This window comes from Kitasatospora sp. NPDC036993 (genome assembly GCF_055607525.1).
The window spans coordinates 63,469-76,910 of sequence record NZ_JBVJRP010000022.1; the positions used below are offsets into that span (position 1 = coordinate 63,469).

Annotated in this window: 9 protein-coding genes; 2 read left to right on the forward strand and 7 right to left on the reverse strand. The window is 72.9% G+C overall.

Annotated features, from left to right (window positions below; all coding sequences use genetic code 11):
- Position 1: 1 nt before the first annotated feature.
- The 3 genes from metG to rsmI all read right to left on the reverse strand — a co-directional run bounded on the left by metG (position 2) and on the right by rsmI (position 3,239).
- Positions 2-1,624 (reverse strand): methionine--tRNA ligase, encoded by a 1,623-nt coding sequence (gene metG, locus ACZ7C5_RS33575; RefSeq protein ID WP_401091556.1) that lies wholly within the window; start codon positions 1,622-1,624, stop codon positions 2-4.
- Between the two features lie 84 nt (positions 1,625-1,708).
- Positions 1,709-2,134: a hypothetical protein gene (locus ACZ7C5_RS33580; RefSeq protein WP_401091558.1), complete on the reverse strand. Its 426-nt coding sequence runs from the start codon at positions 2,132-2,134 to the stop codon at positions 1,709-1,711.
- A gap of 235 nt (positions 2,135-2,369) precedes the next feature.
- Positions 2,370-3,239 carry a 16S rRNA (cytidine(1402)-2'-O)-methyltransferase gene (gene rsmI, locus ACZ7C5_RS33585; RefSeq protein ID WP_401091559.1) on the reverse strand — a complete coding sequence of 290 codons (870 nt, stop codon included), beginning with the start codon at positions 3,237-3,239 and terminating at the stop codon, positions 2,370-2,372.
- A 106-nt stretch (positions 3,240-3,345) separates the two neighbouring features.
- Here rsmI and ACZ7C5_RS33590 point away from each other — a divergent pair, with 106 nt between their 5' ends.
- Positions 3,346-5,127: a dolichyl-phosphate-mannose--protein mannosyltransferase gene (locus ACZ7C5_RS33590; protein ID WP_470324141.1), complete on the forward strand. Its 1,782-nt coding sequence runs from the start codon at positions 3,346-3,348 to the stop codon at positions 5,125-5,127.
- Between the two features lie 186 nt (positions 5,128-5,313).
- Positions 5,314-7,080 carry a penicillin-binding transpeptidase domain-containing protein gene (locus ACZ7C5_RS33595; RefSeq protein WP_470324142.1) on the forward strand — a complete coding sequence of 589 codons (1,767 nt, stop codon included), beginning with the start codon at positions 5,314-5,316 and terminating at the stop codon, positions 7,078-7,080.
- A 90-nt stretch (positions 7,081-7,170) separates the two neighbouring features.
- On the opposite strand, the gene ACZ7C5_RS33600 is transcribed toward ACZ7C5_RS33595, so the two are convergent.
- From ACZ7C5_RS33600 to ACZ7C5_RS33615, 4 genes are all read right to left on the reverse strand, one after another.
- On the reverse strand, positions 7,171-8,604 hold the full coding sequence (locus ACZ7C5_RS33600) for a glycosyltransferase 87 family protein (RefSeq protein ID WP_470324143.1): 1,434 nt from the start codon (positions 8,602-8,604) through the stop codon (positions 7,171-7,173).
- A 128-nt stretch (positions 8,605-8,732) separates the two neighbouring features.
- Complete coding sequence (locus ACZ7C5_RS33605; RefSeq protein WP_401091567.1) at positions 8,733-10,232, reverse strand: amino acid permease; 1,500 nt, start codon at positions 10,230-10,232, stop codon at positions 8,733-8,735.
- Positions 10,233-10,478: 246 nt separating this feature from the next.
- A complete protein-coding gene (locus ACZ7C5_RS33610; protein WP_401091569.1) occupies positions 10,479-11,987 on the reverse strand; it encodes a penicillin-binding transpeptidase domain-containing protein in 1,509 nt (502 codons plus the stop codon).
- Positions 11,987-13,336, reverse strand: a complete 1,350-nt coding sequence (locus tag ACZ7C5_RS33615) for an FtsW/RodA/SpoVE family cell cycle protein (RefSeq protein WP_470324144.1) — start codon at positions 13,334-13,336, stop codon at positions 11,987-11,989. The genes ACZ7C5_RS33610 and ACZ7C5_RS33615 overlap by 1 nt, the downstream gene beginning before the upstream one ends.
- Between the last annotated feature and the right edge of the window lie 106 nt (positions 13,337-13,442).

A 13,442-nucleotide genomic window follows, 5' to 3' on the forward strand; every position in this document is an offset into this window, starting at 1 on the left:
GTCAGGCGGTCGGCTTCTCTTCGAGGCGCGGGAAGAGGATCTCGCCCTTGGTGACGGTGGCACCGACGGGCAGCCGGCCCCAGTCCGCCACGGTGGCGACGGTCTGCGCGGAGAGCGCGCCCAGCCCGGCGGCCTCGGCGCCCAGCGAGTCCCACAGCTTCTCGGCGGTGGTCGGCATCACCGGGTTGAGCAGCACGGCGGTGGCGCGCAGCGCCTCGGCGGCGGTGTAGAGGATGGTCGCGAGGCGCGCCCGGCCCTCCGCCGAGTCGTCCTTGGCGACCTTCCAGGGCTCCTGCTCGGTGAGGTAGCCGTTGACCTGCTTGACGAACTCGAAGATCGCCGCGAGGCCGCCGGCGAAGTCCAGCTCCTCGCCGATCTTCCGGTCGGCCGTCCCGACAGCCCTGGTCAGCCCGTCGGCCACGGCCTGCTCGGCGTCACCGGCGGCGGTGGCGGCGGGCAGCACCCCGTCGAAGTACTTGCCGACCATCGCGGCGACCCGGGAGGCCAGGTTGCCGAAGTCGTTGGCCAGCTCGGAGGTGTACCGGGCGGTGAAGTCCTCCCAGGAGAACGAGCCGTCGGTGCCGAACGGGATGGCGCGCAGGAAGTAGTAGCGGTACGCGTCCACGCCGAAGTGCGAGGTCAGGTCGGTGGGCGCGATGCCGGTCAGGTTGGACTTGGACATCTTCTCGCCGCCGACCATCAGCCAGCCGTTGGCCACGACCCGCTTGGGCAGCGGCAGCCCCGCGGCCATCAGCATGGCGGGCCAGATCACCGCGTGGAACCGCAGGATGTCCTTGCCTACCAGGTGGACCGAGGCCGGCCACAGCTCGGCGAAGCGCTCCGGGTCGCTGCCGTAGCCGGCCGCGGTGATGTAGTTCTGGAGGGCGTCCACCCACACGTACAGGACGTGCTTCTCGTCCCAGGGCAGCGGCACGCCCCAGTCGAAGGTGGAGCGGGAGATCGACAGGTCCTTGAGGTCCTGCTCGACGAAGCGCAGCACCTCGTTGCGGGCCGAGGCGGGCTGGATGAAGTCCGGGTTGGCCGCGTAGAACTCCAGCAGCCGCGGGCCGTAGGCGGAGAGGCGGAAGAAGTAGTTCTCCTCCTCCAGCCACTCGACCGGCCGCTTGTGCACGGCGCAGAGCTTCTCGTCCGCGGTCGCGCCGTCGAGCAGCTCGGCCGGGAGCTTGAACTCCTCGCAGCCGACGCAGTACGGGCCGGAGTAGCCGCCCTTGTAGATCTCGCCCTTGTCGAACAGGTCCTGGACGAACTCCTGCACCCGGGCGGTGTGCCGCTCCTCGGTGGTGCGGATGAAGTCGTCGTTGGCGATCTCCAGGTGCCGCCAGAGCGGCTTCCAGGCCTCCTCGACCAGCTTGTCGCACCACTCCTGCGGGCTGACGCCGTTGGCCTCGGCGGTCCGCATGATCTTCTGACCGTGCTCGTCGGTGCCGGTCAGGTACCACACCTTCTCGCCGCGCTGGCGGTGCCAGCGGGTGAGGACGTCGCCCGCCACGGTGGTGTACGCGTGGCCCAGGTGCGGGCGATCGTTGACGTAGTAGATCGGGGTGGAAACGTAGTACGCCGGGGCGCTCGCCCCGGTGGTGCTGTGGTCTGCAGTGGCCGCCATGGTCGGAAAGTTTAGTCGGGCGCGCGGACCGCCCTCGACCGAGTTGTTTCCCGGCCGGGGGCGGTCCTCCTCGTCGCCCCGGTGTCAGCCCAGCAGCCGCGACCAGAACCGGGCCCAGCGTCCGCGCGGCCGGACGGGTTCGGGCACCGGGGGCGTCCCGGCCGGCTCGGCGTGCGCCGGGTAGCCGGGGGCGTGCTGCCAGGCCTGGTCGGCGGAGGCCACCCGGCCCTCGCGCATGATCCGCACGGTGTGGCCGCCGCACCCGGGGCAGGTGGGCTTGAGCAGCGGGGACGGCACCCGGACGCCGTTGGCGTGGTACTCGAACACGACGTGCCCGTCCTTGGCCACGTGGTGCTCGATGTCGTACGCCTGCTCCCAGCCGTACCCGCAGCGCAGGCACGCGAAGGAGTAGGCCTCCCGTACGGTCTCGACGGGAGCGTGCGGCCTGCCGGCCAGGCCGGCGGTGCTCAGTGCGCTGCCGCTTCGGGGGCTACCGACAACTTCGCTCATAGCCGTCTCCCAGCGCCCGCCGGACGCTCGTCCGGCTGGGTCTTTCCCTACCAGGAAATGCCCGGACCGCCTCGGCCGATGCCCCACTTGTGAAGACTTGGATGCGGGTTGGGAAGCCCTATACGCAGGGCCTCTCCAGGACCGCCAACCGCGACCGAAACTTCAGCTCGGTGGGTGTTTACCGGGGCCTTCTCTCCACGGTACGACTCCCCGTGAGCAACGCAACCCCCGGAATTCACTCCTTTCCCGGGCCTCCCCCCAGGCCTTCCCGCTTCGCCGCCACGACCGCGTCGAAGACCTCCCGCTTGGGCAGCGAGAGCTCCGCCGCGACGGCCGCGATGGCCTCCTTGCGCCGCTCCCCGGCCTCCTCCCTGACGGCCACCAGCCGGGCCAGCTCGGCCGGGGTCAGCTCCTCGGGCGCGGCCGGCGGGGCGCCCGCGACGACGACGGTGATCTCTCCCCTGACGCCCTCGGCCGCCCAGGCCGCCAGCTCGCCGACGGGCCCGCGCTTGACCTCCTCGTAGGTCTTGGTGAGCTCGCGGCAGACGGCGGCCGGCCGCTCCGGCCCGAACGCCTCGGCCATCGCGGCCAGCGCCTCGGCGATCCGGTGCGGCGCCTCGAAGAAGACCATGGTGCGCGGCTCGGCGGCGACCGAGGCGAGCTGCCTGGCCCGGTCCCCGGTCTTGCGCGGCAGGAAGCCCTCGAAGGTGAAGCGGTCCACCGGCAGTCCGGACAGCGCGAGCGCGGTGAGCACCGCCGAGGGGCCAGGCACCGCGGTGACCTTGACGTCGGCGGCCACGGCGGCGGCGACCAGCCGGTAGCCGGGGTCGGACACCGAGGGCATGCCGGCGTCGGTGACCAGCAGCACCCGGGCGCCGCCGAGCAGCGCCTCGACCAGTTCGGGGGTGCGGCCGACCTCGTTGCCCTCGAAGTACGAGACCACCCGCCCGGTCGGGGTCACGCCGAGTGCCTGGGTGAGCCGGCGCAGCCGCCGGGTGTCCTCGGCCGCGATGACGTCCGCCGTGGACAGTTCGTCGACGAGCCGGGGCGGGGCGTCCGAGACGTCGCCGATGGGGGTGCCTGCGAGAACGAGTACTCCTGTCACGGGCCCCATCCTTGCAGCTCCCCGCCGGCGGGGGCTTTTGGTGACGATTCGGTCAGCTTCCGAGGGAGCGGACACACGTGCGAGGAGCGCCCCTACGATGTGGCGGATGAACGGCGACACGGCGGCGCAGACGCCCACTGGTACAGACCACTCCGCGCACGGCGGCGTCGGCCTGCCGTCCCCGCGCCCGCCACAGGCCGGGCCCGCCGGCTGGCGCGAACGCCTGGCCCGGTACGGCTACGCGGCCCGCCCCGTCGCGACGCTCACCGAACGCCTGGTGCCGCCGATGCCGGACGGCCCCCGGACGACGCCCCCGGACGTGCCGCAGTCGCCGCTGCTGCTGCGGCTGGGCGTCTCGCTGCCGCAGGGCCTGTGGTACTTCCTCTGCCGCTGGGCCGGCTGGCTGGGCCCGGTCGCGGTGGCGGTGTTCGCCGGCCTCCTGCGGTTCACCGGCCTCGGGCAGCCGCACGCGATCATCTTCGACGAGACGTACTACGCCAAGGACGCCTACGCGCTCTGGCACGGCGGCTACGAGATCAGCTGGCCGGAGGACGCCAACGCCACGATCATGACGCCGGGCGCGGCCGTCCCGTACCGGGCGACGCCCTCGTACGTGGTGCACCCGCCGGTGGGCAAGTGGATCATCGGCGCGGGCGAGCAGCTGTTCGGCATGAACCCCTTCGGCTGGCGGTTCGCGGTGGCCCTGCTCGGCACCCTGTCGGTGCTGATGGTGGCCAGGATCGCCCGCCGGATGTTCCGCTCCACCCTGCTGGGCTGCGTGGCGGGCCTGCTGCTCGCGGTGGACGGCCTGCACCTGGTGCTCAGCCGGGCCGCCCTGCTCGACCTGGTGGTGATGTTCTGGACCCTCGCCGCCTTCGGCTTCCTGCTGCTGGACCGCGACCGCACCCGCGGGGTGCTGGCCGCCCGGCTCGGCGGGATCGCGGACCCGGGGCCGGCCCAGCGGCTGAACCTGGGCTGGCGCCCGTACCGGATCGCGGCCGGCGTCTGCATCGGGCTGACCTGCGCCACCAAGTGGAGCGGCCTGTACGTGATGGCGGCCTTCGGCCTGCTGACCGTGCTCTGGGACGTCGGCGCCCGCCGCCTGGCCGGCGCCCCGCGCCCGTTCCTGGCGGTGCTCGCCCGGGACGTGGTGCCGGCCTTCGTGTCGGTCGTCGTGGTCTCGATCGCGGTCTACGTCGGGTCCTGGTGGGGCTGGTTCGCCAGCAGCACCGCCCCCGGCCAGGGCGGCTGGGGCCGGGACTGGGCGGTCGGCCGCTCCACCGACTTCCCGTGGATACCCGAGGGCCTGCGCGCCCTGTGGCACTACCACTCGACGGTCTACGACTTCCACGTCGGCCTGAGCGACCCGCACACCTACCAGTCCAACCCGTGGTCCTGGCTGGTGCTGGGCCGCCCGGTGTCCTTCTCCTACGAGTCCCCCAAGTTCGGCCAGTCCGGCTGCACGGCCGCCGACTGCGCCCGCGAGGTGCTGGGCATCGGCACCCCGCTGCTGTGGTGGACGGGCATCGCGGCGCTGGCCTACTGCCTGTGGCGCTGGGCGGCCCGGCGGGACTGGCGGGCCGGGGCGCTGCTCTGCGGCCTGGCGGCCGGCTACCTGCCCTGGTTCGCCTACCAGCAGCGGACGATCTTCCTCTTCTACGCGGTGGTCTTCGTCCCGTTCCTGGTGCTCGCGGTGACGATGCTGATCGGCGCCCTGATCGGACCGGCCGGCGCCTCCCGGGACCGCCGGATCATCGGCTCCACGGCGGCCGGTCTGCTGATCCTGCTGATCGTCTGGAACTTCCTGTTCTTCTACCCGCTCTTCACCGGGCAGACCATTCCGCTGGAGGACTGGCGCCGCCGGATGTGGTTCAACACCTGGATCTGATCCGGGGCCGGTGAACACCGGATTCCCGCGAATCGTCCGCATGCGGTGCACGACACGTACCAGATCCGTCACAAGTCCCCGGCGATTCGCCGACGCACCGATCCGCGCTGCCTAGGGTGGGGGGGTACCGCGTTTCCGGCACCGGCCGGTTGCGCCCCGCCGCGAGACCCCTGGGGGAGCTGCACCATGCGCAGTGGCGCGAAGATCGGCATCATCACCGGCGTGTCCATCGCCGTCCTCGCGGGCGGCGGCTACGGCGCGTACAGCCTGATGAGCGACTCGGGCGGGTCCGGCGGCAAGAAGCCCCGGACGGTGGTCGCCGATCCCCCGTCGGCCGATCAGGCGACAGCCGGTCTGAAGGACTTCCTGACCGCCTGGGCCGCCGGAGACATCGCCAAGGCCGCCTCGCTGACCGACGACCCGGCCGCGGCCACCGCCGGTCTCACCGCGTTCAGGGACCAGGTCAAGCCGAGCGCGCTGACCCTCACCCCGTTCGGTCCGACCACCCAGCAGGTCTTCTCCGCCGCCACCGGCACCCCGGCCCCGGCCGCCAAGCCGTCCGCCGGGGCCTCCGCGACGCCGGGCGCGAGCGGCACGCCGGGCGCCGGTGACTCGCCGTCCGCCACCGCCACGCCCGGGCCCACCGGCACGCTGATGTCGTACAAGGCGCGCGCCGAGTTCGCGGGCACCAGCCGGGCCTGGGACTACCAGGGCTTCCTGGGCGTCGTGAAGATGAGCGACGACACCCCGGCCGTGCACTGGGCCCCGTCGGTGGTCCACCCCCACCTGTCCGGCAACGAGACCATCGCCGTCCAGCCGGTCTTCGCCCCGCCGTCCACCGTGGTCGACCGCAACGGCAAGGCGGTCCAGGGCGCCTCGATCACCCCCGCGCTGATGAGCACCCTCCAGGACAACGCCAACAAGCTGCTGCCGCCGGACCCGAACAAGGACCAGGACGCGGGCAGCGCCGTGGTGATCTCCGACCCGGCCGGCAAGGGCGCCCAGGACAAGCTGTTCACCATCGTCGAGCCGAAGCCCGGCAAGCCGTTCAAGCTGACCATCGACAACACCCTCCAGGCCGCCGCCGAGAAGGCGATGACCGACCTGGGCGGCAAGCCCGGCTCCGTCGTCGCGATCGAGCCGAGCACCGGGCAGGTGCTGGCCTTCGCCAACTCTCCGGCCAACGGCCAGAACCGGGCCTTCACCGGGCTGCTCGCGCCGGGCTCGACGATGAAGATCGTCACCTCGGCGGCACTGCTGGAGGCCGGGGTCAACCCGGACACCGTGGTGGCCTGTCCGGAGAAGAGCAGCAACGCGCACCCGATCCCGAACTCGTTCCCGGGTGCCTTCCCGAACAACACGCTCCAGCAGGACTTCATGATGTCCTGCAACACGGCCTTCATCAACCAGGGTCTGACCAGCCTCAAGCCCGAGTCGCTGTCCGGCATCGCCAAGGACGTGTTCGGCATCGGCCTGGAGTGGAAGACCGGCCTGCCGAACGCCGACGGCAAGGTGCCGGCGACGCCGGGCAGCAAGGACGAGCAGGCGATGAACTACATCGGCCAGGGCAAGGTCCAGATGAACCCGCTGGCCATCGCCTCGGTCACCGCCACCGTGCAGAACGGCGAGTTCAAGCAGCCGATCCTGGTCGCCGACCTGCCGCAGCAGAAGGCCGCCCGCCCGCTCTCCCCGGACGTGGCCGGCAAGCTGAAGGCGATGATGGCGGCCACCGCCACCGGCGGCACCGCCCAGGGCGTGATGGCCGGGATCACCGACAACGCGGGCGCCAAGACCGGCTCCGCCGAGGTCGCCGGGGTCGACGTCACCAACAGCTGGTTCACCGCCTACCGCGGCAACCTCGCGGTGGCCTCCGAGGTGCAGGGCGGTGGCCACGGCGTGGACGCGGCCGGCCCGGCCGTCGCCTCCATCCTGAAGGCCGCCGGCGGCCGCTGAGCCCCGGAGCCACGGCTCCTCCCGGCCCGCCCGGCCCCTCGGCCGGGCGGGCCCCGGCCTTTCCCGCTCGGCCCTCGGACCCTCGGGCCCTCAGGCCCTCGGCACGGCGGGCTGCGGTCTCCCCCGCACCCGGTCCGGCGGGGCGGGGCGCCGACTGCTCCAGCGTCCGGCCGCCAGCCGGGGCCAGATCACCAGCACCACCGGCAGGGCCAGGTACCCGAACCGCCCGGCCGGGGCGAGCATGAAGGCGATCGCGAGTCCGGCGGCCAGCAGGTCGGCCGCGCCGATCGCGGAGACCGGCGGCCGGGCCAGCAGCCAGATCGCCACCCCGACCAGGGCCACGGTCATCAGCGCGAGCGAGATCGCGTGCCCGGTCGGCCCGACGCCGGCCAGCACCTTGCCGGGCAGCGGGCTGCCCGCCGGGGTGCGGATCGCGGTCATCCCGAGCGGGAAGCGCACCACCTGCTCGCGCAGCGCGCCCGCATGGGCCAGCGCGGAGGGCAGGATCACGACGGTGCTCACACCGGCGCCGATCAGCGCGGTCCTGGCGGCGGGCCGGCGGCCGTACAGCCGCCAGAGCAGCAGGACGGCCACCGGCAGCGCGGGCCAGGCCGTCCACTTCAGGGTGCAGGCGAGGGCGAGCACCAGTCCGGCGCCGACCGTACGGTCCCGCTCGGCGAGCGCCATGGCCAGGCAGCAGACCCCGATCAGCGGCAGGTCCACCCCGCCGACCGCCAGGGCCAGCGCGATCAGCGGCGAGGCGGTGAGGACGGCCAGCGGCAGCAGCGGCGCGCGCGGGTCGCCGCTGCCGGGTCGGGCGGGCCGCAGCAGCCGCCAGGCGGCCAGCAGGCAGGCGAAGAAGGTCAGCGCGAACCAGATCCTGGCGTCCCCGGCGACCCGCGCGAAGGCGGTGGAGTCGCCGAGCAGCTGGCGCGGCATCCCGAACAAGGACATCGCCGGCAGGTACGGGTTGTAGTCGGTGACCACCACCGGGTGCGGCAGGTACGGGGTGCCGGTGGTGAGCAGCAGGTGGGCCGAGCGCTCGACCACCATGACCTCGGACTGGTGGCGGCCGGTCAGGGCGAGCAGTCCGAGCGGGGCCAGCACGGCGCCGGCCAGGGCGACCCCGGCGGCGGCACGGGCCGCGAAGCGCCGCGGCAGGGTCACGCAGAGCAGTCCGGCCAGGGCGTAGGCGGGGGCCGCGATCAGGCCCCACTGCCGCTGGTTGGGCAGGTCGGAGACGAGCGGGAAGGCGGCGGCCCAGCCGGCCGCGACCAGGCAGCCGAGCAGGTGGACGGTCCGCATCGAGGCGAGCCGGGCGAGTCCGGCGGCACTCAGCCGGTTGGGCGTGGGCGGAAACGTGCTCTCGCCGCGCTGCCGGGGGAAGGGCCGCACGGAGAAGCCGCGCGGCCGCCGCCCGGGTCCGGAGGACGCCTCGGTCGCGGGGGTCTGGGCCGGTGTTCTGCCCCGGCCGGTGAAGCGGCCGCGCGGGCGGAGGTAGCCGGGCGTGCGGGTGCTCACCATGGTGGAAGGTTATGGGCGGGGGCGGGGCGCTGTCGCCATGGTCTCGGACACCGGTCCGGCGATGGCGCGAAAAGGGCCGCCGGGTGTCGTGGCGGTCGGCGGCCCTTCACGTGGGATTCGTCTGCCGGTCAGTCGGCGGTGCGGTCGGAGCCGTCCGCGGGCACCGCCTGCCGCTCGGTCTGCCCCAGCCGGGAGTGCTTCATGCTGTACCCGAAGTAGACCACCACGGCGACGACGAGGGCGATCGCGCCGGCCCGGAAGGTGTCGGCGTGCAGGCCGGTGATCAGGTAGACGCAGAAGCCGATGCTGAGCAGCGGGACGACCGGGTAGCCGGGCACCCTGAAGCCGCGCGGCAGGTCGGGCTGGGTGCGGCGCAGCACGATCACGCCGACGGAGACCACCGAGAAGGCGATGAGCGTTCCGAGGCTGGTGATGTCGGCCAGGACCCGCAGCGGGATGAACGCGGCCAGCGCGCCCACGCCGAGGCCGACCACGATGGTGTTCCAGACCGGGGTGCCGGTGCGCGGGGAGAGCTCGGCGAAGCGCTTGGGCAGCATGCCGTCGCGGCCCATCGAGTACAGGATGCGGGTCTGGCCGTAGATCACCACGAGGGTGACGCTGAAGATCGAGAGGACCGCGCCGATCGCGAAGAGCATCGCGGGCCAGCTCTGGCCGGTGATGTTCTGGAGGATCTGGGCGAGGCCGGCCTCCTGGCCGTCGAACTTCTGCCAGGGCTGGGCGCCGACCCCGGCGAGCGCGACCAGGATGTAGAGCAGGGTCACCACGACCAGCGAGATGATGATCGCCAGCGGCAGCGTGCGGCGCGGGTTCTTGACCTCCTCGCCGGCGGTGGACACCGCGTCCAGGCCGATGAACGAGAAGAAGATGCTGGACGCGGCGACCTGCACGCCGCCGATGCCGAGCGGCATGAACGGGGTCAGGTTGCCGGACTGGAAGCCGGTGAGCGCGATGCCGATGAACAGCAGCAGGATCACGATCTTGGTCGCGACCATGGCCGCGTTGACCTTCACCGACTCGCTCACGCCGCGGACCAGCAGGACGCAGACCATGAGGACCAGCAGCAGGGCCGGCAGGTTGAACCAGTGGGTGGCGTCCGGCGCGCCGGACAGCTGCTCGGGGATGCTGACCCCGAAGGCCAGGTCGAGGAACTTGTTCAGGTACTCGGCCCAGCTGACCGCGATCGCGGAGGCGGAGACGCCGTACTCCATCAGCAGGCAGATGCCGACGCCGAAGGCGACGCCCTCGCCGAGGGTGGCGTAGGCGTAGGAGTACGAGGAGCCGGAGACCGGGATCGCGGAGGCCATCTCGGCGTAGCAGAGCGCGGTGAGGCCCGCGGTGACCGCGGCGATCACGAAGGACAGGATGACGGCCGGGCCGGCCGAGGGCACCGCGGTGTTCAGCACGAAGAAGATGCCGGTGCCGATGGTGGCGCCGATGCCGATCGAGGAGAGCTGCCACAGGCCGATCGAGCGGCGCAGGTGGATGCCGGAGCGCCCGCCCTCCTCGGGCGCACCGGCCGGGAGGGCGTCCCTGCCTTCGGATTCCGCGATCAGTGTCGAGACGGGCTTGCGTCGCAGCAGACGCGCACCGATGGTGTTGCTGGCCAAAACTGCGGTCCTTCTGGGCGGGGAGGGTGTCCTGGCATTCGGTCACCCGACGTGCCAGGGGGTGTCATCGGGGACCAACCGAACAAACATGGGACAGTACCCCGCGAAAACACCAGTGTCGCAAACGAACAGTCCCAACCGGCGCATTGTCCGAATTGGCGCATATCGATGTGCATATCGGACACTTCGTAGACGGCATATTCACCTCCAGGACGTTAAAGCAGCAGCTCAGCCCGCCGGTGGAGGTCATCCGCCGAGCACCGCCCGCATCACCGACCGGGCGATCGGCGCGGCCAGCGCGCCACCCGTGACGTCCGTGGCGTCACTGTCCGCGACCACCACGGCCACCGCGACGGGCGGCACCGCGGCCGAGCCGGCCGGCGCCGCCCAGGAGATGAACCAGGCGTACGGCGTCCCGCTGTTGTCCACCCCGTGCTGGGCCGTCCCGGTCTTGCCGCCGACCACGGCCCCGGCGATCCTGGCGTTGCCGCCGGTGCCGTTCTCCACCACGTCGGTCATCAGCTTCCGCACCTGTCCGGCCACCGCCGGGGTCGTCGCCCGCCGGTACACGGACGGCTTCATCAGCTGCACGGTGGTGCCGTCGCTCCTGGTCAGCCGGTCCACGAGCTGGGGACGCATGACCGTCCCGTCGTTGGCGATCCCGGCCGCGACCATCGCCATCACCAGCGGGGTGGCCGCCGTGTCGAACTGCCCGATCGAGGAGAGCGCCAGCTGCGAGTCGTCCGTCCGGGTGTCGAAGTTCGACCGGGCCGCGCGCACCGGGACGTCCAGCTTCGCGTCGTTGAAGCCGAAGTTCCCGGCCGTCTCCGCCATCCGGTCCGACCCGGTCCGCACCCCCAGGTAGCCCAGCACGCTGTTGCAGCTGGCGGTCATCGCGGCGGCCAGCGACAGGCCCGCCCGGTCGCAGGACGAGGTGTCGTTGACCAGCGGCGTGGTCGTCCCCGGCAGCACGTACGGGAAGGGCGCCCCGGTCGGCGCGTCGAGGTCGGTGACCACCCCGCCGGCCAGCGCCGCCGCGGCGGTGACCACCTTGAAGGTCGAGCCCGGCGGGTAGGTCTGGCGCAGCGCCCGGTTGAGCATCGGCTCGTCGGCGTCGGCCTGGAGGCGGTTCCAGGCCTCCTGGTCGGCGGCGCCGTGCCCGGCGAAGGCGCCCGGGTCGTAGGAGGGCGTACTGGCCAGCGCCAGGATCCGCCCGGTGGCCGGCTCGATCGCGGCGACCGCGCCCTTCTGGCTGCCGAGCCCGCTCATCGCGGCCTCCTGGGCGGCCCGGTCCAGCGTGGTGTACACGTCCCCGCCGGGGTTCTGCCGGCGGGCGACCGCGTCCCAGACCGACCAGCCCGCCAGCCGGCCGTCGGTGCCGGTCAGCAGCTCGTCCTCGGTCCCCTCCAGCTGGGTGGTGCCGTACGCCTGCGAGGCGAAGCCGGTGACCGCCGCGTACGTCGGGCCGTCGGAGTAGCGGCGCTTGTACGCGTACCGGCCGCCGGTCGGCTCGGAGCCGGTGACCGGTTCCGTACCGACCACGATGTCGCCGCGCGGCTGGGCGTACCGCTCGATGGTCAGCCGCTGGTTGGCGCTGTTGCGGCCGAGGTCCCTCGCCTGGAACACCTGCACCCTGGTGGCCTGCGCGCACAGCGCCGCGACCAGCAGCAGGCAGAAGGTGCCCGCCCGGCGCCCGGTGACCGAGATGCCGGGCAGCCCCTGCGGGCCGTTGCCCCCGGGCCTGGTGCGCGCCATCAGGCCTCCCCCGGCACGGGCCTGCGCGCGATGTCGCTCATCCTCACCAGCAGCGCGACGATGATCCAGTTGGTGACCACCGAGGAGCCGCCCTGGGCGATGAACGGCATGGTCATCCCGGTCAGCGGGATCAGCGCGAGCACCCCGCCCGCCACCACGAACACCTGGAGGCCGACGATCGCGGCCAGCCCGATCGCCAGCAGCCGGCCGAACGGGTCACGCAGCGCGATGCCCGTCCTGAAGCCCCGCGAGACCAGCGCCGCGTACAACAGGAACACCGCGATCAGCCCGGCCAGCCCGAGCTCCTCGCCGATGGTGGCCAGGATGAAGTCCGACTTGGCGGCGAAGCCGATCAGCACCGAGTGCCCGTTGCCGAGCCCGGTGCCCAGCTCGCCGCCCCAGGCGAACGCGAACAGCGACTGGGCGATCTGGTTGGCGCCCTTCCCCGCCGCGATCGAGCCCAGCGGGTCCAGCCAGTCCGCGACCCGGCTGTGCACGTGCGGCGAGAGCCACCCCACCGTCACCGCCCCGACCGCGGCCAGGCCCAGCCCGATCGCGATCCAGCCGGTGCGCGCGGTGGCCACGTAGAGCATCACCACGAACAGGCCGAAGAAGAGCAGCGAGGTGCCGAGGTCCGTCTCCAGCACCAGGACGCCGACGAACGCCGCCCAGATCAGCAGCACGGGCCCCAGCACCCGCCCGCGCGGCAACTGCCAGCGCCAGACCCGGCGGCCGGTCAGCGCCAGCGCGTCCCGGTGCACCGCCAGGTAGGCCGCGAAGAAGACGGCCAGCAGGATCTTGGCGAACTCCCCCGGCTGGAAGGAGAACGGCCCGGCCACGATCCAGATCCGGGAGCCGTACACCGGCGGGAAGAAGATCGGCAGCACCAGCAGCACCAGCGCCACCAGCGCCCCGCTGTAGGCGTAGCGCCGCAACCGCCGGTGGTCCCGCACCAGCAGCACCACCGCGATGAACAGCGCGACCCCCAGGGCCGACCAGAGCAGCTGGGTGGAGGCGGCGCCCCGCCCCGGGGTGGCCCGGTCGAGCCGGTAGATCACCACCAGCCCGATCCCGTTCAGCAGCACCGCGATCGGCAGCAGCAGCGGGTCCGCGAACCCGGCCCGCCACCGGACGACGGCGTGCGCCGCCAGGGCGAGCACCCCGAGCGCCGCGCCGTACTCGGCCGCGTCGGCCGGGACGCGGCCGTCCAGGTTGACGCCGACCTCGACGTAGCCGAACACGGCGGTCAGGACGGCGGCGACCACCAGCACCAGCTCGGTGGTGCGCCTGGTCGGCACCGGACGGCGCGGCCCGGCGGCGGATCTCGGCGCGGTGGAGGGTGTCGCCACGGACCGTCCTGGGGGAGCGAAGGGCCCGGCGCCGCCGGCCGGGGGATGCCGGTCGGGGCGGACCGGGCGACGGGGGCCGGTCCGCCCCGACGGGAGCGGCGGTCAG

What these genes read in the sequence shown, in the direction of transcription:
- metG (WP_401091556.1), bottom strand. Translation starts at nt 1,624, where the DNA reads ATGGCGGCCACTGCAGACCACAGCACCACCGGGGCGAGCGCCCCGGCG.
- ACZ7C5_RS33580 (WP_401091558.1), bottom strand. Translation starts at nt 2,134, where the DNA reads ATGAGCGAAGTTGTCGGTAGCCCCCGAAGCGGCAGCGCACTGAGCACC.
- ACZ7C5_RS33590 (WP_470324141.1), top strand. Translation starts at nt 3,346, where the DNA reads ATGAACGGCGACACGGCGGCGCAGACGCCCACTGGTACAGACCACTCC.
- ACZ7C5_RS33595 (WP_470324142.1), top strand. Translation starts at nt 5,314, where the DNA reads ATGCGCAGTGGCGCGAAGATCGGCATCATCACCGGCGTGTCCATCGCC.
- ACZ7C5_RS33600 (WP_470324143.1), bottom strand. Translation starts at nt 8,604, where the DNA reads ATGGTGAGCACCCGCACGCCCGGCTACCTCCGCCCGCGCGGCCGCTTC.
- ACZ7C5_RS33610 (WP_401091569.1), bottom strand. Translation starts at nt 11,987, where the DNA reads ATGGCGCGCACCAGGCCCGGGGGCAACGGCCCGCAGGGGCTGCCCGGC.